Source organism: Biformimicrobium ophioploci, assembly GCF_030270605.1.
Lineage (GTDB): Bacteria > Pseudomonadota > Gammaproteobacteria > Pseudomonadales > Cellvibrionaceae > Biformimicrobium > Biformimicrobium ophioploci.
The window spans coordinates 597,621-619,401 of record NZ_BSYJ01000001.1 but is presented as its reverse complement, the minus strand read 5'-3'; the positions used below and the strand labels follow the sequence as shown (position 1 = coordinate 619,401).

The following is a 21,781-nucleotide window of genomic DNA, read 5'->3' as shown; positions in this document are numbered from 1 at the left end:
TCAGCGACAGGTAAATCGGTGCGGCTTTCTATGGTACCTTAGCCCGAATCAAATAGTCCGGATTGAATAGGGTGCCGTAGCGGGAGCGCGAGGGAAACATGAAAGGACTGATACAGCGCGTACGCCATGCCAGGGTGGAAGTTGGCGGCGAGGAAGTCGGCGCGATCGACCGCGGGTTACTGCTGCTGCTCGGTGTCAGCGGCGACGACGATCGCACCAGCGCCGAGCGCCTGCTGCACAAGGTCCTGAACTACCGTGTGTTCCCCGATGAGCGCGGGCGTATGAACCTGAACCTGATGCAGGCCGGCGGCGGGCTGCTGGTAGTGAGCCAGTTCACCCTGGAGGCGGATACCGGTCGCGGGCTGCGCCCGAGCTTCACCAGTGCCGGCAGCCCCGAGCATGCCGAGGCGCTGTATGATTATTTCCTGGAGCGGGCCCGTGTTCAGTGGGATAAGGTGGCCAGCGGGCGCTTTGCCGCGGACATGCAGGTTTCACTGCTAAACGATGGCCCGGTGACCTTCATGCTGGAAACCTGAGTGGTGCTATCTTCCGCCGGGTTGGCCTTGGCTATCGAGCGCAGGTAGGCATCGCGGGCCTTCTTGGGTTGCTCGCCGATGCGTTCCACTTCCGCATAGAACGCCTGCCAGCTTGCACTTTGCTGGCGTATGGCGACAAACGCTTCCACCCACTGGCTGTAATCCGCCGCACCGGCCAGCGCCGCGTTGTTCACCCGCGCGATATAGTCACTGTACTGGCGCGGGTTGGGCCAGCCAGCCGCCATCTCGTCGTAACAGGTCTGAAGCTGCGCCAGCACCTCGCGCTTGCCCGCACGCATCGCTTCTTTTGCAAGCGGGGCACGGTACCATTCCTCAAGTTCCGCCCGGGTCGCCATCAACAGCTGGCTGATGGCGCGGCCGCGCAACAGGTTTTCACGCCAGCGATAGGCGTCATTGGCCTTTGGCAGGTAGTGTTTGCCTTCCGCCGCTATCCAGTCCTCCACCGCTAGGAAAGAAACCGCTGTGGCATAACTTTCATTGAACGCGGTATCGCCGCTCAGGTACAGCTGCCGGTGGGCCAGCTCGTGGAACAACAGCTGCGCCAGCTGCTCCGGTGGCCACTTTACAAAGCTCGACATCACCGGGTCATCGAACCAGCCAAGGGTACTGTAGGCGGCGACCGGCGCGACATAGACATCCATGGCGTCGGCGCGCAGCTTGCCTGCTGTCTGCTCGGCATCAGCACGGGCAAAATAGCCGCGGTAACTGAGGCAGCCGACAATGGGATAACACCAGAGATGGGGCTCCAGCCCCAGCTCCGGTGCCGCAAACACATTCCAGATGGGGTATTCCGTTTCGAGCTGGGCAAAGTCAGAGTAGGCGTCGCCAACCGGCAGGCCCAGGTCCACTTCCGCATAACGCCGCACTGCCTGCACCAGCAGCAGCTGCTCGCGCAGCTGGCTGTCCAGGGCATCGTCGCGCAACAGGGTGTCGATCGGCTCACGCGCACGAATCACGCGCCACTGGCCCACGGCAGCCTGGTGATAGAAGGAGAGGGTTTCACAGCCCGCCAGGAACACGGCGAGCAGGAGTGCGACCAGCCTTGCGGCCAGCCTCGATGGACGCAGTTCACTCAATGGCAATTCCTTTGCCTGTCGATTGCAGAGCCTATTCCGCCCCGGTGGCGGCTTCCTTCGGCTTCACCATGCGCCCGAATATGATACCCAGCTCAAACAGCAGCCACATGGGTACTGCCAGCAACGTCTGCGAAATCATGTCGGGCGGCGTCATCAGCATGCCGATGACGAAGCAACCCACGATTACATAGGGCCGCTTGCGCGCCAGCTGGTCCGGATTGACCGCGCCGGACCAGACCAGCAGCACCGTTGCCACCGGAATCTCGAACGCAAAGCCGAATGCAAAGAATAGCTTCAGCACCAGCTCCAGGTAGCTTTTGATATCCGGCAGGACCGTGATATCCGCATGCGCCTGGTTGGTGAAGAAACCGAAGATCAGCGGGAACACCACAAAGTAGGCAAACGCCATGCCCGCGTAGAACAAGAACACGCTGGAGACCAGCAGCGGCACCGCTATACGCTTCTCGTGCTTGTACAGGCCCGGCGCGATAAAGGACCAGATCTGGTAAAGCACGAACGGGATAGCGGCAAAGAACGCCAGCACGAATACCAGCTTGAACGGGGTCAGGAAGGTGGAAGTGATCTCGGTGGCGATCATGCTGGTGCCTTCCGGCAGCATGCGCTGCAACGGGTCGGCAACGAAGTCGTAGATTTCGCTGGCAAAAGGCGCCATGCACACAAAAATGACCAGCACCGCGATAAAGATACGCAGCAGCCGGTCACGCAACTCCACCAGGTGATCGATAAACGGTTGTTCGCTACCGCTCATGGGTCAGTCTTTCCCTGCATCCGGCGCGGGCTTTTTGGCCGCGTTGTTGGCGGTTTCTTCTGCTGCCGGGTCTGCGCTTTTTTCGGGACTTTTTTCGGGGCTTTCGTCGGGCACGCCATCCTCGAAGTCCGCATCCCACTCGGGGGAACCGGCTTCACCAAAGTCGTGCAGGTGTTCGGGATACTCCGGGTCCTGCAGGTCTTCCGCTTCCTCGGCATCGCTCGCCGCTGTTTCCGTACCGTCTCCGGCAATTTCTTCCATCGAGGTGGGGCCGGTGGGGTCCTGCTCCACGCTGCGCGCGACTTCACTGCCCACCTGCTCGATGGAGCCCTGCAGGTTCTCGAGCGACTCGCCCATGGCGCGCTTGTTGGCCTCGAGTTCCTGCATGATGTTCTGGTTGTGGATTTCGCGGCGAATGTCATCCGCACCGACTTCCCGCTCCACTTCGGCGCGGGCATGGGCAAACATGCGCTTGAGCTTGGCCCATTGCAGGGCGACAGAACGCACGGCACCCGGCAGGCGCTCCGGCCCGATAACCACCAGGCCCACCCCGGCGATCAGCAGCAGTTCGAAGAAACCGATATCAAACATGATATGACACTAGGTTCGCCCGCACCCGACGGGGCTCAGGACTTGTCCTTATCCTTGACCTCGGTTTTCTGCTGCGTGCCAGCCTTGTCGGCGTCCTGCTGCTCGAGGTTCTTTGGTTCGTCCTTGCTCTCGTCCTTGCCTTCTTCCTCGTCCTTCATGGCTTTCTTGAAGCCCTTGACCGCGCCACCCAGATCGCCGCCGAGATTGCGCAGCTTCTTGGTGCCGAACAGCAGCAATACGATGACCAGTACAATCAGCAGTTGTTGCCAGCTGATACCCATAACCTTCTCCTTCTAGTTTTTTTCGCGCTGCGCTTTTTCCTGTAACCCGGACAGGTCGAAACGTCGCGCCAGTTCGGCCAGTACATCCTCTGCCGTGGCACCCAGGTGCGACAGCATCACCAGTGTGTGAAACCACAGGTCGGCGGTTTCATACACCAGGTCGCTGTTGTCGCCACTGGTGTGCGCGTCCTTGGCTGCGAGCAAGGTCTCTACAGATTCCTCGCCCACTTTCTCCAGTATCTTGTTGAGGCCCTTTGCGTGCAGGCTGGCCACATAGGACGAATCCGGATCGGCCGCGGCCTTGCGTGCCTCCAGTACCTGCTGCAGTTGCGCCAGTACGTCACTCATCCGTAAATCTCCCGAGCATCCTTCCGCGGCGCTTCCACGGTTACCCAGCGATCCCCTTCCAGGCGCTGGTAGAAGCAGCTTTCGCGACCTGTATGGCAGGCAATACCGCCCACCTGCTCAACCTGCAGGACGATGGCATCCGCATCGCAGTCTAAGCGAATTTCCCGGATGTGCTGCACATGCCCGGACGACTCACCCTTGCGCCACAGTGCCTGGCGCGAGCGCGACCAGTAAACGGCGCGCTGTTCCTTCGCGCTGAGGGCGAGGGCTTCACGATTCATCCACGCCAGCATCAGGATGCGGCCAGTCTCTGCATCCTGCGCGATCGCGGGCGCGAGACCGTCGCTGTTCCATTTAACCTGTTCGAGAAAATCCATTCTTGTTCCTTGCTGCGACGTTCATGTATTCAGCGCCACAACAACAGTATCGCCGCCGCGGCACCCAATCCCAAGCTGAGCGGCGGCAGTTCGGCGAACCAGTCAACCAGTTCCGGCCACATTGGCAGCGCGGCAGCGAGTGCCAGCAGGCCCGCCAGCAGCCAGCGTCGGCGCTGTCCCCGCGCCTTCTCGCGGCGCCCGGCCAGGTCGTCGCTCAATGACTGAACCCTGGGTGCCAGTTCACGTGCCTGCTCGAGCGAGGAAAAAATCAGCTGCGGTATCTGCGGGAATTTTTCCAGCCATTCCGGCCCGTAGCGCTGCACCTCGCCCCACAGGGTGCGCGGGTGCACGCGGTTACGCAGCCAGCGCTCGAGAAATGGATGCGCAGTCTTCCACAGGTCGAGCTGCGGGTAAAGCTGGCGGCCCAGGCCCTCGATATTGAGCAGGGTCTTCTGCAGCAGGACCAGCTGCGGCTGCACTTCCATTTCGAATTTGCGCGCGGTCTGGAACAGGCTGATCATCACCCGCGCGAAGGAAATTTCGCCCAGCGGTTTTTCAAAGATGGGTTCGCATACCGAACGGATCGCGGATTCGAACGCATTGATCGGCGTATCCGCCGCAACCCAGCCACTCTGCACGTGCAGCTCCGCCACCAGCTTGTAGTCGCGCCGGAACATGGCCAGCAGGTTGCGCGCCAGGTAGTACTGATCCTCGCGGGTGAGGCTGCCGACAATGGCTGTGTCGATGGCGATATATTGCGGGCGCTCAGGATGGCGGCGCGACACGAAGATGTTGCCCGGGTGCATGTCGGCGTGGAAGAAGTTGTGTTCGAACACCTGCTTGAAGAAGATTTCCACACCGCGCTCCGCCAGCAGCGGCATATTGGTGTCCTGCGCCGACAGCTGCGCCAGGTCCGTGACCGGGATGCCGTCGATGCGCTCCAGCACCAGCACATTGGTGCGGGTGTGGTCCCAGTGCACTTCCGGCACATACAGCAGCGGCGAGTTGGCAAAGTTACGTTTCAGTTGTGCGGCATTGGCCGCTTCCTTCACCAGGTCCAGCTCGTCCTTGATGGTGTGCTCGTAGTCATCCACTACTTCCACCGGGCGCAGGCGACGCCCGTCCGGCAGGTAGCGATGCGCCAGACCGGCAATAAAACGCAGCAGGCGCAGGTCCTGGTCGATCACCGCCTCGATGCCCGGGCGCACCACCTTGACCACCACATCCTCGCCACCGGGCAGGGTTGCGGCGTGCACCTGGGCGACGGATGCCGATGCCAGCGGCTCACGCTCGAAACTTGCAAACGCCTCGTCCAGTGGCTGCTCCAGGGCCTCCTCGATCAGCGCGATACACACATCCGGGTCGAAGGGCGCCACGTTGTCCTGCAGCTGGTCCAGCTCGGACACCATATCCGGCGGCAACAGGTCCGGACGGGTGGAGAGCAACTGGCCAAACTTGACGAAGACCGGGCCCAGTTCCTCCAGCGCGTGGCGCAGGCGCGCGCCGCGGCTCAGTTCCGGCTGCGGCATCAGTTTGACCGGCGCCAGTAACGCGCGCAGCCACAGCGGCCGTGCGCCGGCAGGTATAAAGGTGTCGAGGCGGTAGCGCGCAAAAACCTGCGCGATCTTGAGGGAACGTCCGAGGGGCATCAGCCGTCGCGCCTCGCTGCCATCTTGCTACGCAGCAGTTCGACCCGCGCCGCGAGCCGATCCAGCGCCAGCGAGGTATCGGCAAGGTCGTCGACAAACGCCTCGAACTGGGCCCGCGGCGGGCTGACACGCCACTCTTCGGTCGCGGCCTCCGCCATATGCCGTGGCCCGCGACTGGCAATGCCGCCCAACCAGGCGCCGGCACTGCGCAGCGCCTGGCCAATGGTATGGGCGGGGACATCGCCCAGGGATTCTGCCAGCGCCTCTTCCCAGTCGATGTCGAGGTCGCCGAGCGCTGCCTGCAGTTCTGCCAGCAGGGCAGTGGAGCCCATTACGGAAATACCCAGCTTGGGCGCGGTGGCGCCATCCTCGCGTAACAGCCGCAGCAACGCGGTGGCAGAGCCGGTCAGGCGGGTGGTCACCGCGCCTTCCCAGTGGTTGTGTACCGTGACGACCTGCTCGCCGTCAGAGAAAACGCAGTACCAGGTGCCCCGCGGGGCAGTCAGTTCCACCCCCAGCACCTTGCCGGCGAGTTTCTGCAGGCGCGCGCGGCTTGCCGGGTCGTAGCGAAGCGCGCGGTTGATGGCGCTCTCGATCGCCGCGCTGGCGGCTGCGCCAATTGAAGGGTCCATATCCTTTGTCCAGTTGGCCTGTTGGCGATGCCGAATAGGCGTCAGGGCTTGATGCCCTTGTGCAGGGCGACGATGCCCCCGGTCATGTTGTGGTACTCGCAGCCGGAGAAACCGGCATCCTCCATCATGCCTTTGAGGGTTTCCTGGTCCGGGTGCATGCGGATACTCTCCGCCAGGTAGCGGTAGCTGTCGGCGTCGCCGGCAATCAGCTGGCCCATGTGCGGCAAAATACGGAAGGAATATTCGTCGTATACCTTGCCCAGCAGGCTGGACTCCGGCTTGGAGAATTCCAGCACCAGCAGGCGGCCGCCGGGCTTGAGCACGCGGTACATGGAGCGCAGTGCCAAGTCCTTGTCGGTGACGTTGCGCAGGCCGAATGCGATGGTGATGCAATCGAAGTGGTTATCCGGGAACGGCAGGTACTGGGCGTCCGCCTGCACCGTGTGCACATTGCCGGCGATGCCGTGATCGAGCAGCTTGTCGCGCCCGACCCTGAGCATGGAATCATTGATGTCGGCGAGGATGACCTGGCCCTCGGCGCCAACGATGCGGGAAAACTTTGCGGTGAGGTCACCGGTGCCGCCGGCGATATCCAGTATGCGCTGCCCCGGGCGCGCCGCCGACATCTCGATGGTGAAGCGCTTCCACAGCCGGTGGATGCCGCCCGACATCAGGTCGTTCATCAGGTCGTACTTGGCGGCGACCGAGTGGAATACGCCTGCCACGCGGGAGGCTTTCTCCCCGACCGGTACCTGCTCGAATCCGAAATGGGTTTTCCTGGGATCTGTCATCGACTGGGCTCTGTATCGCTGCGCGCTGACGCGCGGGTATCTCTGATTGCTGGCACACTGGCGCCACAGCCGCCCATTGTACACCGCTGTGGAGTTATTGGCGGAGTTATTGGCGCACTAATCAGGCATACAAACCGGGTACCCGCACCCGTCAGCGACCGAGCATATCCTGCGGCTGCACCCAGCGGTCGAAGTCCTCCGCAGACACCTCGCCCGAAGCGACGGCGGCCTCGCGCAGGGTAATGCCCTGCTCATGCGCCAGTTTGGCGATATGCGCGGCGCGGTCGTAGCCGATATGCGGGTTGAGCGCCGTCACCAGCATCAGGGAATTGTCCAGGTGTGCGCGGATGCGCTCGCTGTCCGCCTCGATACCGCTGACACAATGCTGCTCGAACGAACCTGCCGCATCCGCCAGCAGTTCCGCCGACTCCAGCAGCGTGGCGATCATCATCGGCTTGAACACGTTCAGCTCCAGCTGGCCACTCATGCCCGCCACCGCCATGCCCGCATCGTTGCCAATCACCCGGGCGCACACCATGGTCATGGCCTCGCACTGGGTCGGGTTGACCTTGCCCGGCATGATGGAGGAGCCGGGCTCGTTGGCGGGCAGGCGGATCTCACCAATGCTGCAGCGCGGACCGGAAGCCAGCAGGCGGATATCGCCGGCGACCTTCATCAGCGCCACCGCCAGCTGCTTGAGTGCCGCGTGGGCTTCCACCAGCGCATCGTGCGCGGCCAGGCCCGCAAAGCGGTTCTGCGCCTCGACAAACGGCAACCCAGTATCCGCGGCGATATATTCCACCGCCCGCGCGGCAAAGCCCGCCGGCGCGTTAATGCCGGTGCCCACCGCCGTGCCGCCGATGGGCAGCTCCGCCAGGTGCGTGAAGCTGTTGCGCAGCGCCTCCAGGCCCATCTGCACCTGGCGCGCATAACCGGAAAACTCCTGCCCGAGCGTCAGCGGCGTGGCATCCATCATGTGGGTGCGGCCGATCTTGACGGTATCCGCAAACACTTCCGCGCGCGCCGCCAGCGCATGGCTCAGGTTTTCCAGCGCCGGTACGAGCCGGCCCGACAGCATCCGGTAGGCGGCGATATGCATGGCGGTGGGGAAGCTGTCGTTACTCGATTGCGAGCGGTTCACGTCATCGTTGGGGTGCAGCGGGCGCTCGCCGCCATCGACAAGGCTGCCGCCCTCAAGCTGGCAGGCGCGGTTGGCGATCACCTCGTTGAGGTTCATATTGGTCTGGGTACCGGAGCCGGTCTGCCACACCGCCAGCGGAAACTGGTCATCGTGCTCGCCCGCCAGGATTTCATCGCACACGCGCTCGATCAGGGCACACTTCTCCGGCGCCAGCACCCCCAGCGCGCAGTTGGCCCGCGCGGCCGCACTCTTTTCGATGGCATAGGCGTGAATCAGCGCCAGCGGCATCCTGCCAATACCGGTATCCAGCCCGATACGAAAATTACGCCGGCTGCGCTCGGTCTGGGCGCCCCACAGACAGTCCGCCGGCACCTGTACCGTACCCAGGCTGTCCCGCTCTTTTCGCATCGTCTCCCGCACCGCCTTTCGCATTGCCATTAGTGCCTCCCTTTCATTTTACGGATTCAGTCTAGACCCGGTGACTGCGCTATCATGCGCGCAACGCACTCTGCACCGGAGCTTGAGAGATGACCCAGACGCTGGTTTCACGAAGCGCCTATACAGGCGACATCCTGGAAGAAATACGCTGCACCCCGCTCGATCAGGTCGACGCCATGGTGGCTGATGCACGGCGCGCCCTGCCTGGCTGGCGCGCATTGAGCCTGCAGGAACGTGCAGACTGCCTGAAACAGGCGATTCCTGAACTGAAAGCACGTGCTGCGGATATCGCCGGGCTGATTTCGGCGGAAATGGGCAAGCCCATCAGTAACGCCATGAGTGAAGCCAACTACTGCCACAGCACCCTGGCCGCCACGCTTGACGGGCTGGTGCAAAGCCTGGCACCGCGCAAGATCGAGGACGCGCACACAGAGACCACGCTTTATTACGATCCCCTCGGAGTCTGTGCTGCCATCACACCCTGGAATTTCCCGGTATCCATGATCCAGTGGATGGTGATACCGGCATTGATGGCCGGCAACACCGTAGTGCTCAAGGCCTCCGAATGCACCCCACTGGCAGGACGGGCCTACGCCCAGGCATTGCAGGCGGTACTGCCCGAAAACGTGCTGCAGCTGGTGGAGGGCGGCAAGGACCACGGCCGCGCGCTGGTCAATGCGAACGTGCAGCTGATCGCCTTTACCGGTTCACGCCGCGCAGGCCAGCAGATCCTTGCCGATGCCGCACCGCAATTCAAACGGGTCATCCTGGAACTGGGCGGCAAGGACCCCCTGATCGTGCTGGACGATGCCGACATCGAGGCCGCAGCGCGGCTCGCCGCCACCAACAGTTTCAGCAATTGCGGCCAGGTCTGCGTCAGCATCGAGCGCATCTATGTACACGAAAGCGTGGCCGAGAAATTTGAACAGTTGCTGCTGCAGAACACCCGCAAAATCGAAGTGCGACCCGGCGACAACGCTAGCGAAATGGGACCGATGGTCGCGGATTTCCAGCGCCGCCATGTGCTCGGCCAGATCGAGGAGGCTGTGGCCGAGGGCGCCGAAGTCATGCATATGCCCGACACCATGCCCGACGGCTATATCCTGCCGACCGTGCTGCGGGTCAAAGACACCATGCGCATCATGCGCGAGGAAACCTTCGGTCCGGTGGCCTGCGTGCGCCGCTTTGGTACAGATGAAGAGGCGATCACACTCGCGAATGACTCCATCTACGGGCTCGGTGCGGTGGTGTTCGGCGAGAAGGGCCATGCCATGCAGGTCGCGCGCCAGCTGGACGCCGGCATGATCGGCATCAACAAGAGCTGCCACGGCGCCAATGGCTCACCCTGGGTGGGCGCCAAGCAGAGCGGCTACGGTTACCACGGAGGCGCCGAGGGCGATCACCAGTTTGCGCAGGTGCGGACCGTCAGTATCGGCAAACAATAGATAAGATATTTATTCGGCCTGACCGAAAGGCGAGCCCCGGCTCGCCTCGGTGCAGGTTAGATCACCAGTGTCTTGGTCACGCTCATCTCCCGAATCGCGTAGCGCACACCTTCACGGCCGATGCCGCTTTCCTTCACACCGCCAAACGGGAAGTGTTCGGCGCGAAAACCCGGGCCGTCGTTGACCGCGAGGGTGCCGACTTCGAGGGATTCGAACAACTCGCGCGCGACGGCAAGGTTCTGGGTGAAGACGCCAGCCTGCAAGCCGTAATCGGAGCTGTTGACCTGTTCGATGACGCTGTCGAGATCGTCGAACCGCTGCAACGGCACCACCGGCCCGAAGGTTTCCTCGGCCACCAGCTCGGCTTGCGGCGATACATTTTCCAGCAGGGTCGGCCAGATGATGTTGCCTTCGCGCTTGCCGCCACTCACCAGCACCGCACCCAGGGCGATGGCGCCGGCGATGCGCGACTCCACTTCATCGGCGGCAGCCTTGTGGATCAGCGGGCCGACAAACGTGGCATCTTCGGCCGGGTTGCCGACCGTGAGTTTTTCCGTGGCCGCCTTGAGCTTGTCGCGGAACTGCTCGAACACCTGCGCATGCACAAACAGGCGCTTGGCCGCAGTACAGCGCTGCCCGGCGGTGGCGAAGCGCTGATTGATGGTCGCGTTTACCGCGGCGTCCAGGTCTGCGTCCGGCATCACGATCAGCGGGTCGTTACCACCGAGTTCAAACAGCATTTTCTTGTAGCCGGCCTGCGCGGCGATGGCGTTGGCCGCGGCGGTGCCGCCGGTGAAGTTGATGCAATGGATTTCACGGTGCGCCACGGCAAAGCTGGTGGCCGGGATATCCGGCACCGCCAGTTGCAGGCAATCTTCCGGAATGCCGGCCTGGTAGCACAGGTCCACCAGCAATCGCGCCGACGACAGGTTCTGCGGGCCCGGCTTGAACAGGATGGTATTGCCCGCGGCAAATGCAGGGCCGAGCTTGTGCGCGGCAATATTGATCGGGAAATTGAACGGCGTGATACACAGCACGGTGCCGATGGGTTTCCACAGCACCACACCGATTTTGCCGCGCGCGGGACTGTAGGCATCGGAGTCCAGCGCCTCCCCACTGATCATGCGCGCTTCCATACCGCTCGCGAGCAGGGTATTGCAGGCCCGGTCGATCTCGATGCGGCTGTCACTGATGGTCTTGCCGGTTTCCGCGCAGATCGCACGGGCCACCTGCTCGCTGTTTTCGCGCAGCAGCTCTGCCAGGCGCAGCAGGATTTCCGAGCGGCGGCAGGCTGTCAGCGCCTTCTGGGTCGCGCGGCCGTGCTTGAGCAGGGCGATTTTCTCCGCGACCTGCGCCTCGGTATCAAAGTCGAAGGACTCTAGCAGCTCGCCATTGTAGGGGTTGAGGATCTGGTAATCGGCCACGTCTGGTACCTGCTGGGCAAAAGAGAGGATTTTACTGCGGTGGCCGCGGCGGCCACGGACGGGAAGGGTCGAGCTCTGGTTAATTCAGGACAAGCTCAGACAAACCGCACAACACCCACGTCCGGATCGCGACCGGCTCCCGCGGCCTCCAGCCGGCGCTGGTATTCGGCCCACAGCTGGTCCTGGTCGCGGCCCATCTGGTAAAGGTAATCCCAGGTGTAGAGGCCGGTATCGTGGCCGTCGTCGAACACGATCTTGAGGGCATAGCGTCCGGCGGCCTCCACCGTTTCTATACCCACATTGATCTTGCCACTGACCAGCTTCGGCTCTTCCGCGCCGTGGCCACGGACCTCGGCGCTGGGGGACAGTACCCGCAGCAGTTCCGCCGGCAACACGAAGGTTGCATCGGGGAACTGCAGAGTGAGTGTCCTGCCCTCACGGTTGAGCTGGATTTTGCTGGGTCTTGGCATAAAAGTTTCCAATCGGGCCAGCGCAATACTCCTCAGAGAATAAAGCGCGACAGATCCTCGTTGGTGCTGAGTTCGCCCAGGTGGCGATCCACATAGCCCTCGTCCACCACGATAGTGTTCACATCGCGGCCGGCATCGAAGGAAACCTCCTCCAGCAACCGCTCCAGTACCGTGTGCAGGCGACGCGCGCCGATGTTCTCGGTGCGCTCATTGACCTCGTAGGCCACCTCGGCAATACGGCGGATACCGTCGTCGGTGAACTTCAGCTCCACACCCTCGGTAGACAGCAGTGCCTTGTGCTGCTCGGTCAGTGACGCGGACGGCTCGGTGAGGATACGCTCGAAGTCGCCCGGGGTCAGCGCGTTCAGCTCCACGCGGATCGGCAGGCGGCCCTGCAGTTCCGGGATCAGGTCGGACGGCTTGGCCAGGTGGAAGGCACCGGACGCGATGAACAGGATATGGTCGGTCTTGATCATGCCGTGCTTGGTGCTGATGGTGCTGCCCTCGATCAGCGGCAGCAGGTCGCGCTGCACACCCTCGCGGGAGACGTCGGCACCGGCGCCTTCCTGGCGCTTGGCGACCTTGTCGATCTCGTCGATAAACACGATACCGTTCTGCTCCGCCGCCTCGATGGCGCGGGTCTTGATATCTTCCTCATTGACCAGCTTGGACGCTTCCTCGTCGGTCAGCTGCTTCAGCGCCTGCTTGACCGTGACCTTACGCTTCCTGGTCTTGCCCTGCGACATGTTCTGGAACATGCCCTGCAGCTGGTTGGTCATCTCTTCCATGCCGGGCGGCGCCATGATCTCCACCCCCATGGAGGCAGCGGCCAGGTCGATCTCGATTTCCTTGTCGTCCAGCTCACCCTCACGCAGCTTCTTGCGGAACAGCTGGCGGGTGCTGCTTTCGCTGCTGGATTCAGCCCCCCGCGCCGGCGGCAGTAAGGCATCCAGTACGCGCTCCTCGGCGGCATCCGCGGCGCGGTGCCCGACACCGGCCATGGCGCGCTCGCGCTCCTGCTTCATGGACATATCCACCAGGTCGCGCACGATCGACTCGACATCGCGACCCACGTAACCCACCTCGGTAAACTTGGTGGCCTCCACCTTGATGAACGGTGCATTGGCCAGTCGCGCCAGGCGCCGCGCGATTTCAGTCTTGCCCACACCGGTGGGACCAATCATCAGGATATTTTTCGGGGTAATTTCCGCGCGCAGGTTGTCATCCACCTGCATGCGGCGCCAGCGGTTGCGCAACGCAATGGCAACGGCACGCTTGGCGTCGTCCTGGCCGACGATAAAACGGTCAAGCTCGTGGACAATTTCTCTTGGGGTCATCGACATAATTTGTTCTCAATACTTCGGAGCAGGCTTTCAACGCCACCAGGGCGAGCAAATTAGCTTTCAGAGTTCTTCGATCGTGTGGTTGTGGTTTGTGTACACACAAATATCGCCGGCGATTTTCAATCCCTGCTCGACGATGGTGCGCGCATCCAGCTCGGTATTGTCGAGCAGTGCGCGCGCCGCGGACTGGGCAAAGGGCCCACCGGAGCCGATGGCAATCAGGTCGTCTTCCGGCTGAATCACATCGCCGTTACCGGTGACAATCAGGCTAGCCTCGGCGTCGGCCACTGCCAGCAGCGCCTCCAGGCGGCGCAGGGCGCGATCGGTGCGCCAGTCCTTGGCCAGCTCCACGGCGGCGCGGACCAGCTGGCCATTGTGTGCCTCGAGCTTGGCCTCGAAGCGCTCGAACAGGGTAAAGGCGTCGGCGGTGCCGCCGGCAAAGCCCGCGATCACCCGGTCCTTGTACAGGCGCCGGACCTTGCGCGCATTGCCCTTCATGATGGTATTGCCCAGGGAAACCTGGCCGTCGCCACCGATAACGACTTTGCCGCCCCGGCGGACGGAGAGAATGGTGGTGCCGCGGTACTGTTCCACAACGTGCCCTCGTTAAAAACGTGTTCCGGCATTAATTGTGGCTGCGGTGCGGGAATTCAACCGCTGGCGAGTGACTGACCAGTAGTGGAACGCAGCCGGTGTCAGCCCGCCGGGCGCTTGAGCACCAGCGGCTTCAGCTGGTGACGGGCGAGTACGGTGCGCGCGCGGGCCACTTCGTCGCTGCTGGCGTAGGGCCCGACCAGTACACGGTGGCGAGTTCCGCCGGCGACATTGGCCGCCTCGATGCTCACATCCAGGTTGGACAGGGACAGCTCGGCCCGCAGACGTTGCGCGTCCTGGGCACTCTTGAACGAAGCCGCCTGCAGTACGTACACCAGTGCCTCTGCAGATGGCCGGGTCGGGGCTGGCGTTGCTGCGGCATTACGGCTGTTGGCGAGCGAGGTGGTGGACGGGGCCAGGCGGGTGCGCTCCGGCTCCGACTCTACCCGCGCCGGCTTTGGCGTACTCGGGCGCGGCCTGGCCGGTGCTGAGCTTTCCGGCACCGGCACTTCGGTTTCCTTGAGCAGGGTATAGAAATCGAACTTCGGCTGCGCCACCGGTTGCCGGCTTTCCGCTTTCGCGGTCTTGTTTGATGCGACCGGTTGCGCCTGTTTCAGATCGGACAGGAACAGGATAAACACGGCAAAGCCTCCAACGAAATTACCCAGCAGGAACCAGACCCAGGCCGGTTTTCCTTTTTTCGCTGAACGCCTGGCATTGCGACGCGCCATCTTTTTTCCCCATTCCTTTACGCGCAGTTTACCGGTTTAACCCGGGTTGCGCAGGACCATTTTTGAATGCTGTTTTTTATTTCAGCAATGCCCCGTTCACAGGTCCTGTGCATCCATATCGATGGACCAGCGCACACCGGGAAAACGGTTGCCCTCGGCCCACTGGCAAAAGGGTGCGAGCAGCTTCTGCAGGCGTACCCGGTCTGCCGCGGTGAGCTGCAGGTAAAAGCGGAATCGGCCCGACTTGCGCTCGAGCAGGGCCGGCACCGGTCCCAGGTATTGCAACTCCGTGGCTGGCGGCTGCCAGTATTCCAGTTGCTGCCGGCACGATTGCAGGAACTGCTCCCCGCGCTGCGGCTCCTCCGAGTCGGCCCTGATCAGCGCCATGGCGGTGTGCGGCGGCAGGCCGGTAAGCTGGCGCTCACTCAACAGGTGCCGCGCATAGGCGCCATAACCGCGGCTGAGCAGCAGCTGCAACAGCGGGTGCTCGGGGTAACGGGTCTGTACCAGCACCTTGCCCGCCAATTCGCCGCGCCCGGCGCGACCGGCGACCTGCTCCAGCAACTGGCCGGTGCGTTCGGCCCCGCGGAAGTCGGCACTGAACAGGCCACCGTCGGCATCCTGTATCACCACCAGGGTCACGCGCGGCAGGTGATGGCCCTTGGCCAGCATCTGCGTACCCACCAGCAGGCAGGGCTTTCCTGCGTTGGCGGGCCGGAGTAATTCCTCCATGGCCTGCTTGCTGGACGTGGTATCGCGATCGATCCGGATTACCGGCACCTGACCAAAGCGCTGCTGCAACATCAGTTCGCTGCGCTCGGTACCGGCGCCGAGCGCGGTGATGGCCGCACTGAAACACTGCGGGCACTGGTGCGGCTGCGGCTGCACGAAATCGCAATGGTGGCAGCGCAGGTGACGACGACCGCGGTGCAGGGTCAGGTGGCTGCTGCAGTGCGGGCAGTCCGCCATCCAGCCACAGTCCTCGCACGCCAGTGTGGGCGCGAAGCCGCGCCGGTTGATAAACACCAGCACCTGTTCGCCGCGCGTAAGCGTTTCATCGATGTGGCGCAGGGTATCCGGCGCGAAGCCTTCCACCATGGCGATACCCCGGGTCGGCACCAGGCTGATCTGCGGTGGCCGCGCCGCCCCGGCGCGTTGGGTCAGCTGCAATAACTGGTAGCGACCGCTGAGGGCATTGTGCAGGCTCTCCAGTGCCGGCGTGGCGGAGCCGAGCAGCACCGGCACCTGACGCCGGTGGGCGAGCTTGATCGCCACATCGCGGCCGTGATAGCGCACCCCGTCCTGCTGCTTGAAAGACTGGTCGTGCTCCTCGTCCACGATCACCAGCCCCAGCTCCGGCAGCGGCGTAAACACCGCCGAGCGGGTGCCCACCAAAATACGCGCGCTGCCGCTGGCGGCAGCCAGCCAGCCCTGCGCGCGCTCACCGTCGCTGAGTCCGGAATGCAGTGCGGCTATGCCCACCCCCTCGAAGCGCGCCGCGATCCGGCGCAGGGTCTGCGGGGTGAGGCCGATTTCCGGGACCAGCAACAGGGCCTGCTCGCCGCGGGCCAGGGCCTGCTCGATCAGGCGCAGGTAGACTTCGGTCTTGCCGCTACCGGTGGTGCCTTCCAGCAGGGCCACAGAAAAGCGGCCGAAGGCAACCGCCTCCAGTGCCGTGCGCTGCTCGTCATTGAGTTCCGGTGGCGGTGCCGGCTGCGCCGCGGGCAGGGGCGGCGGTTCCACCCCGCCGCGGACCTCCTCCACCAGCCCCTTGTCCTTCAGGGCCTTGACCGTGGCGGTGGTGATACCGGCGCTATCCAGGCCGGATTTACCGATCTGGCCCGCATCCAGCAACAGCTGCAGCAGCGCCTGCTGCCTGGGGGCGCGTGCAAGCCCATCGCGCGGCAGGCCCTTGCCCTCGGTGGTCAGGCGCCAGGCCCGGCTGGCCCAACTGTCTGCCGCCTTGCCCCCGCGCAGTGCCACCGGCAGGGCACCGGCCAGCGCCTCGCCGGGCGGGGCCTGATAGTAGGCGCTTACCCACTGCAACAGCTCCAGGCTGTCCGCCGGCAACAGCGGCGACTGGTCAATGACCTCACTGGCGGCCTTCAGCTGGTGCGCCGGGGTCTCGCTACTGTCGACCAGGTCCACCACCACCCCGATCACCTCGCGCCGCGCAAACGGCACCCGCACCCGCACGCCGGGCTGAACCGGGCCCGCATTCTCGGGCGGCAGGTAGTCGAACAGGCGCCGCAGGGGCACGGGAACCGCGACCCTGAGCAGGCGGTCACGGGTTGAAGCTACGTTCATTTAATACTGCTGGCTTGGGTGGATTTTGATTATTTCGAGTTCGCCCATGAGAAAGGCAGCGAACTAGCATAAACCGGACTTGATCGTGGAAGCTAATCTGGTAGTATGCGCCGACTTTTTACACAGCCCACAACCAATGACGTCTCCGTGCCCGGCGATTTAGCAGATCGGGTGGCGGTTTCGAAGCGAGGCCATTATGCGACCAGACATTCACCCGAATTACGCCGAAGTAACTGCTACCTGTTCCTGCGGCAACGTGTTCAAAACCCAGTCTACCCTGGGCAAAGACTTCCAGATCGATATCTGCTCCGCCTGCCACCCGTTCTACACCGGCAAGCAGAAGCAAGCGACCACTGGTGGCCGCGTCGACCGCTTCAAGAAGCGTTTCGGCAGCCGCATCAGCAAGTAAGCCGCACCGGTATTACTGTGAACCCGCAGCCCAAGTGGTGGCGGATTCTGCAAAAGGCACCCTGGGCCACCGCCCTCGGTGCCTTTTTGTTTGCCTGTCTGGGTGGCTGCAGCCCCCAGGCCGACGCGGACTGCGTGCTCGGCGGCCAATCCATCGAGGCGCAGGTGCGCCATGTCAGCGACGGCGATAGCCTGGTCCTGAGCGATGGCCGGCGCGTGCGCCTGATCGGCGTCAACACCCCGGAGCTGGCCCGCAGCGGTCGTCCCGCACAGCCCCTGGCGGAGGAAGCGCTGCGCTTTACCCGCCAGTTCCTCGGCGACGGCGAAATCGAGATGATCTACGACAAGGACCGCCGCGATCGCTACGGCCGAATCCTTGCTCACGTCTACAACCGTGACGGCGACAGCCTGGAGACGGCCCTGTTGAGTGCCGGCCTCGGCTTCCAGGTGGCGATCGCCCCCAACATTGCACTCGCGGAATGCCTGTCCAGCCGTGAAGAAGCCGCGCGCGCGGCAGGCCGCGGGGTATGGGACGAGAAGACCTGGCCGATTCTCAACGCCAGCGATATCCGCCCGGGGCAGGGCGGCTTCGTGCGCCTGCGCGGCACCGTCCGCAAAGTGGACCGCAACCGCTACCTGTGGCTGGAGCTGGACGGGCCCGTGGCCGTACGCCTGCCCCTCGACGGCGACTTTGGCCAGCTTTCCGGGGGGAACTGGCAAGACCGGCAAATCGAGGTGCGCGGCTGGCTAATCGACCGCGGACTGAAATATCTATCTCGATTTCCGCAAAATAAGCGTTGGCTCATTTCGGCAGATACCCAATATACCCTCGATATTAGTACAGCCAATTCCCGAAATTGATGCCGGACTATTGAGTACCCGCCCGCGCATCGGTTATCCTGCGCGCCGCACTCATACCAAGGTATGAATTGCACACTCCTTCCCAGCGCCGCCGGACCCGAACCCCGCGTTTACCCGGCCAGATGTTTTTGAGATAGCCATGACCGAGAAGTTTCGCCAGGCAGCACTCGACTACCACGAGCTGCCGACCCCAGGAAAATTGTCCATCGAGCTGAGCAAGCCCGCCGAGACCCAGGAACACCTGTCCCTCGCCTACAGCCCGGGCGTGGCCGAGCCGGTGCGCGAAATTGCACGCGATCCGGAAGCCGCCTACCGCTATACCGGCAAGGGCAACCTGGTGGCGGTGATCTCCAACGGCAGCGCCATTCTCGGCCTTGGCAACCTGGGGCCGCTGGCATCAAAACCGGTGATGGAAGGCAAGTCCCTGCTGTTCAAGCGCTTTGCCGGCATCGACTCCGTCGATGTCGAGGTCGATGTATGCAGCTCCGAGCGCTTTATCGAGACCGTCGCCGCCATCGCCAATACCTACGGCGGCATCAACCTCGAGGACATCAAGGCGCCCGAGTGCTTCCATATCGAGCAGGCACTGATCGAGCGCTGCAGCGTGCCGGTGTTCCATGACGACCAGCACGGCACTGCCATTGTCACCGTGGCGGCGATGCTCAACGCGCTGGAAATCCAGGGCAAGAAGATCGAGGACATCCGCATGGTGTGCCTGGGCGCCGGCGCTGCGGCGACCGCCTGCTGCCGGCTGATGCTGGCGGCCGGCGCGCAGAAGGAACACATCACCATGCTCGACAGCCGCGGCGTGATCCATTCGCACCGCAGCGACATTAACGTGTACAAGGGCGAGTGGGCGCGCGACACCGAAATGCGCACCCTGGACCAGGCCATCGAGGGCGCCGACGTGTTCCTCGGCGTATCCGGCCCCAACCTGCTGAGCGCCGAGCAGCTGGCCACCATGGCACCGAACCCGGTGGTGTTTGCCTGCTCCAACCCGGATCCGGAAATCGCGCCGGCACTGGCCCACGCCACCCGCGACGACCTGATCATGGCCACCGGGCGCTCCGACTTCCCCAACCAGGTCAACAACGTACTGTGCTTCCCGTTCATCTTCCGCGGTGCGCTGGACGTGCGCGCGGCCTGCATCAACGAGGAAATGAAGCTGGCGGCGGTAGAGGCCATCCGCGCCATCGCGCACCTGCCGGTGCCGGCAGAAGTGTGCGAAGCCTATGGCGCCAGCGAGCTGAAATTCGGGGCCGACTACATCCTGCCCAAACCCACAGACCCGCGCCTGCTCGGCACTGTTGCCGCGGCGGTGGCCAGGGCCGCAGTGGACAGCGGTGTCGCGCGTTTGCCCTATCCGTCGCATTATCCGCTCTGATTGCCCCGCGTGAACCCGGCCGCACCACGGCCGGGTTGGCCCTCCCGCGCCAGCGGGTTAAACTCGCAATCAAGTGAGTTGTATACCTGTCTAGCCATGCCCCACACCTACGTGTTGACCAACCAAAACAAGCTTTTCCTGAGCAAGCAGGACGAGTGGATCGACGGCTACGAGCGCGCCAAACTGTTCCGCACCGAGCACAAGGACATCGCCATCAACCAGATGTTCGAGGCCAACACCCGCGACGTGGACCAGCGCATCCAGCTGCTCCAGTGCGAGCTGGACCAGAAGGGCCTGCCACGCATCCCCGAGGATGCCCTGGGGCCTCGCCAGATAGCGGCAGAGGTAGCGGAGGAAGTAGCGGCAGCGGAAGAAGTAGCGGAACAAAAAGCCGCCGGGGAAGTGCCCGCCGCGGACCTGCTCGAAACCGTCGAGACAGTTGAGGCCGTCGAGACCGTACCGGCCATGGAAGCCGCTGCCCTGGCCACCGACCAGGCCTGACCAAACGCCGGCGGCCATGTCGCACAGCCCGCAGCCACGTCGCAGAGAAAGGAGACTTGCGTGACGCAACCCCGAGAAACCCTTGCCCGCCTGGCCGGCGACGGCAAGCTCGCATTGCTGCGCGATATTCGCCGCGGCCTCGAGAAAGAGAGCCTGCGCGTAAGCGAGGACGGCCAACTGTCCCTCGCGCCACACCCGCGTACGCTGGGGTCGGCCCTCACCCACGAACGCATCACCACGGATTTTTCCGAGGCCCTGCTGGAGTTCATCACTCCACCCATGGCGACCCCGGAAGAAGCGCTCAAGTCCCTCGATGAAGTGCACCGTTACACCTACGCCAACATCGATGGCGAGCAGCTGTGGGTCAACAGCATGCCCTGCGCGCTGGGCAATGATTCGGACATCCCGGTCGCCCGCTACGGCAGCTCCCACAGCGCCACCCTCAAGACTGTCTACCGGCTGGGGCTGAGCCTGCGTTACGGCCGCACCATGCAGACCATCGCCGGGCTGCACTACAACTTTTCCGTGCCGGACAGCCTGTGGCAGTGGCTGCTGGCGCAGGAAGGCAGCGAGGAAGACCTGCAGGCGTTCAAGACCCGTCGCTATTTCGACCTGATCCGCAACTTCCGCCGCAATTACTGGCTGCTGATCTTCCTGTTCGGGGCTGCGCCTGCGGTGTGCCGCAGCTTCGTCAAAGGCCGGGCCCACAAGCTGGAGCCGGTCGGGGAAGACCAGCACAGCCTGCACCTGCCGCATGCCACCTCCCTGCGCATGGGCGACCTGGGCTATTCCAGCAACGCACAGGAATCGCTGGTGGTGTGTTACAACGACCTGCCCAGCTACCTCTCTACCCTGTGCGCCGCCATCAGCCGGCCGTGGCCCGAGTACCACAAGCTCGGTACCCGCGATGCCGACGGCAACTACCAGCAGCTGTCCACCGGCCTGCTGCAGATCGAGAACGAGTTCTACTCCGCCATCCGCCCCAAGAACCCGGCCCGCAGCGGCGAGACCGCCCTGTCTGCGCTGGACAGCCGCGGGGTGGAATATATCGAAGTGCGCTGCCTCGACCTGGACCCGTTTGCGCCGCTCGGCATCGATGCCGTCACCATGCGCCTGGTGGATTGCTTCCTGCTGTACTGCCTGCTGTCGCCCAGCCCGCAGACCGACGAGGCGGACTTCCGCGAGGTGCAGGCCAACCAGCGCAAGGTGGTGGAACAGGGCCTGGATCCCGAGCTGGTGCTGAGTCATAACGGCAAGCCGGAAAAGCTGCGCGACTGGGGCGAGGCGCTGCTGGCCAAGCTGCTGCCGATTGCCGACATGCTCGACACCGCACACGACAGCGGCCTGCACCGGGAGGCGGTTTCACAGCAGCTGGCCAAGGTGCGCGGCGAAGTGCCGACACCGGCGGCGCGCATCCTGCAGGAACTCAGGCAGACCGGCACCACCTACTTCCAGTGGGCACTGTCCAAGGCCGGCGAACACCGTGATTACTTCCACGCGCGCCCGCTGGACGCGGCCCAGCAAGCCGAGTTCGAGCAGCTGGCAGAGGCGTCCCTGCAACAGCAGGCACGCATCGAGGCCGACGACCAGGGCAGCTTCGAGGATTTCCTCAGCCAGTACTACGCACAGTACATTTTCTGCCAGCGCTGACCCGGCGCCCCGC

General features: G+C 63.6%; 23 protein-coding genes. 7 read left to right on the top strand and 16 right to left on the bottom strand.

The annotated features are described in order from the left end of the window. The first annotated feature begins 98 nt into the window (after window positions 1-98). Complete coding sequence (dtd, locus tag QSJ80_RS02705; RefSeq protein WP_285762725.1) at window positions 99-536, top strand: D-aminoacyl-tRNA deacylase; 438 nt, start codon at window positions 99-101, stop codon at window positions 534-536. Here dtd and QSJ80_RS02700 read toward each other — a convergent pair. From QSJ80_RS02700 to fumC, 10 genes are all read right to left on the bottom strand, one after another. Beyond that, window positions 443-1,633: an aminopeptidase gene (locus QSJ80_RS02700; protein ID WP_285762724.1), complete on the bottom strand. Its 1,191-nt coding sequence runs from the start codon at window positions 1,631-1,633 to the stop codon at window positions 443-445. The two genes, dtd and QSJ80_RS02700, sit on opposite strands and share 94 nt — an antisense overlap. 31 nt (window positions 1,634-1,664) lie before the next feature. Next, window positions 1,665-2,402 (bottom strand): twin-arginine translocase subunit TatC, encoded by a 738-nt coding sequence (tatC, locus tag QSJ80_RS02695; RefSeq protein WP_285762723.1) that lies wholly within the window; start codon window positions 2,400-2,402, stop codon window positions 1,665-1,667. Window positions 2,403-2,405: 3 nt separating this feature from the next. Beyond that, on the bottom strand, window positions 2,406-2,993 hold the full coding sequence (tatB, locus tag QSJ80_RS02690) for a Sec-independent protein translocase protein TatB (protein WP_285762722.1): 588 nt from the start codon (window positions 2,991-2,993) through the stop codon (window positions 2,406-2,408). Between the two features lie 35 nt (window positions 2,994-3,028). Further along, window positions 3,029-3,274: a Sec-independent protein translocase subunit TatA gene (gene tatA, locus QSJ80_RS02685; RefSeq protein ID WP_285762721.1), complete on the bottom strand. Its 246-nt coding sequence runs from the start codon at window positions 3,272-3,274 to the stop codon at window positions 3,029-3,031. A 12-nt stretch (window positions 3,275-3,286) separates the two neighbouring features. Beyond that, window positions 3,287-3,622, bottom strand: coding sequence for a phosphoribosyl-ATP diphosphatase (locus QSJ80_RS02680; protein ID WP_285762720.1), 336 nt, complete (start codon window positions 3,620-3,622; stop codon window positions 3,287-3,289). After that, window positions 3,619-3,999: a phosphoribosyl-AMP cyclohydrolase gene (hisI, locus tag QSJ80_RS02675; RefSeq protein WP_285762719.1), complete on the bottom strand. Its 381-nt coding sequence runs from the start codon at window positions 3,997-3,999 to the stop codon at window positions 3,619-3,621. The genes QSJ80_RS02680 and hisI overlap by 4 nt, the downstream gene beginning before the upstream one ends. Window positions 4,000-4,028: 29 nt before the next feature. After that, a complete protein-coding gene (gene ubiB, locus QSJ80_RS02670) occupies window positions 4,029-5,651 on the bottom strand; it encodes a ubiquinone biosynthesis regulatory protein kinase UbiB (protein ID WP_434219160.1) in 1,623 nt (540 codons plus the stop codon). Then, on the bottom strand, window positions 5,648-6,280 hold the full coding sequence (locus QSJ80_RS02665; protein WP_285762717.1) for a ubiquinone biosynthesis accessory factor UbiJ: 633 nt from the start codon (window positions 6,278-6,280) through the stop codon (window positions 5,648-5,650). The genes ubiB and QSJ80_RS02665 overlap by 4 nt, the downstream gene beginning before the upstream one ends. Window positions 6,281-6,321: 41 nt before the next feature. Next, complete coding sequence (ubiE, locus tag QSJ80_RS02660; protein ID WP_285762716.1) at window positions 6,322-7,071, bottom strand: bifunctional demethylmenaquinone methyltransferase/2-methoxy-6-polyprenyl-1,4-benzoquinol methylase UbiE; 750 nt, start codon at window positions 7,069-7,071, stop codon at window positions 6,322-6,324. A gap of 151 nt (window positions 7,072-7,222) precedes the next feature. Next, window positions 7,223-8,650, bottom strand: coding sequence for a class II fumarate hydratase (gene fumC, locus QSJ80_RS02655; protein ID WP_285762715.1), 1,428 nt, complete (start codon window positions 8,648-8,650; stop codon window positions 7,223-7,225). Between the two features lie 89 nt (window positions 8,651-8,739). On the opposite strand from fumC, the gene QSJ80_RS02650 reads away from it, so the two are divergent. Further along, window positions 8,740-10,095 (top strand): aldehyde dehydrogenase family protein, encoded by a 1,356-nt coding sequence (locus tag QSJ80_RS02650; RefSeq protein WP_285762714.1) that lies wholly within the window; start codon window positions 8,740-8,742, stop codon window positions 10,093-10,095. A 56-nt stretch (window positions 10,096-10,151) separates the two neighbouring features. On the opposite strand, the gene safD is transcribed toward QSJ80_RS02650, so the two are convergent. The 6 genes from safD to QSJ80_RS02620 all read right to left on the bottom strand — a co-directional run bounded on the left by safD (window position 10,152) and on the right by QSJ80_RS02620 (window position 16,964). Continuing rightward, a complete protein-coding gene (safD, locus tag QSJ80_RS02645; RefSeq protein ID WP_285762713.1) occupies window positions 10,152-11,519 on the bottom strand; it encodes a sulfoacetaldehyde dehydrogenase SafD in 1,368 nt (455 codons plus the stop codon). A 95-nt stretch (window positions 11,520-11,614) separates the two neighbouring features. Beyond that, window positions 11,615-11,989 carry a gamma-butyrobetaine hydroxylase family protein gene (locus QSJ80_RS02640; RefSeq protein ID WP_285762712.1) on the bottom strand — a complete coding sequence of 125 codons (375 nt, stop codon included), beginning with the start codon at window positions 11,987-11,989 and terminating at the stop codon, window positions 11,615-11,617. 32 nt (window positions 11,990-12,021) lie between these two features. Beyond that, the gene (gene hslU, locus QSJ80_RS02635) at window positions 12,022-13,335 is read right to left on the bottom strand and encodes an ATP-dependent protease ATPase subunit HslU (RefSeq protein ID WP_285762894.1); all 1,314 of its coding nucleotides are present in this window, start codon (window positions 13,333-13,335) and stop codon (window positions 12,022-12,024) included. 57 nt (window positions 13,336-13,392) lie between these two features. Next, complete coding sequence (gene hslV, locus QSJ80_RS02630) at window positions 13,393-13,926, bottom strand: ATP-dependent protease subunit HslV (RefSeq protein ID WP_285762711.1); 534 nt, start codon at window positions 13,924-13,926, stop codon at window positions 13,393-13,395. A gap of 101 nt (window positions 13,927-14,027) precedes the next feature. Beyond that, window positions 14,028-14,657 carry an SPOR domain-containing protein gene (locus QSJ80_RS02625; RefSeq protein WP_285762710.1) on the bottom strand — a complete coding sequence of 210 codons (630 nt, stop codon included), beginning with the start codon at window positions 14,655-14,657 and terminating at the stop codon, window positions 14,028-14,030. Between the two features lie 96 nt (window positions 14,658-14,753). Further along, the gene (locus QSJ80_RS02620) at window positions 14,754-16,964 is read right to left on the bottom strand and encodes a primosomal protein N' (protein WP_285762709.1); all 2,211 of its coding nucleotides are present in this window, start codon (window positions 16,962-16,964) and stop codon (window positions 14,754-14,756) included. 196 nt (window positions 16,965-17,160) lie between these two features. Here QSJ80_RS02620 and rpmE point away from each other — a divergent pair, with 196 nt between their 5' ends. The 5 genes from rpmE (at window position 17,161) to gshA (ending at window position 21,768) form a co-directional block, all read left to right on the top strand. Then, entirely contained in the window at window positions 17,161-17,373 is a 213-nt protein-coding gene (rpmE, locus tag QSJ80_RS02615) for a 50S ribosomal protein L31 (RefSeq protein ID WP_285762708.1), read from the top strand. A gap of 17 nt (window positions 17,374-17,390) precedes the next feature. Beyond that, a complete protein-coding gene (locus tag QSJ80_RS02610; protein ID WP_285762707.1) occupies window positions 17,391-18,233 on the top strand; it encodes a thermonuclease family protein in 843 nt (280 codons plus the stop codon). Window positions 18,234-18,372: 139 nt separating this feature from the next. After that, a complete protein-coding gene (locus QSJ80_RS02605) occupies window positions 18,373-19,617 on the top strand; it encodes a malic enzyme-like NAD(P)-binding protein (RefSeq protein WP_285762706.1) in 1,245 nt (414 codons plus the stop codon). 111 nt (window positions 19,618-19,728) lie between these two features. Next, on the top strand, window positions 19,729-20,118 hold the full coding sequence (locus QSJ80_RS02600) for a hypothetical protein (protein WP_285762705.1): 390 nt from the start codon (window positions 19,729-19,731) through the stop codon (window positions 20,116-20,118). Window positions 20,119-20,178: 60 nt separating this feature from the next. Beyond that, on the top strand, window positions 20,179-21,768 hold the full coding sequence (gene gshA / locus QSJ80_RS02595; RefSeq protein ID WP_285762704.1) for a glutamate--cysteine ligase: 1,590 nt from the start codon (window positions 20,179-20,181) through the stop codon (window positions 21,766-21,768). Window positions 21,769-21,781 lie beyond the last annotated feature (13 nt).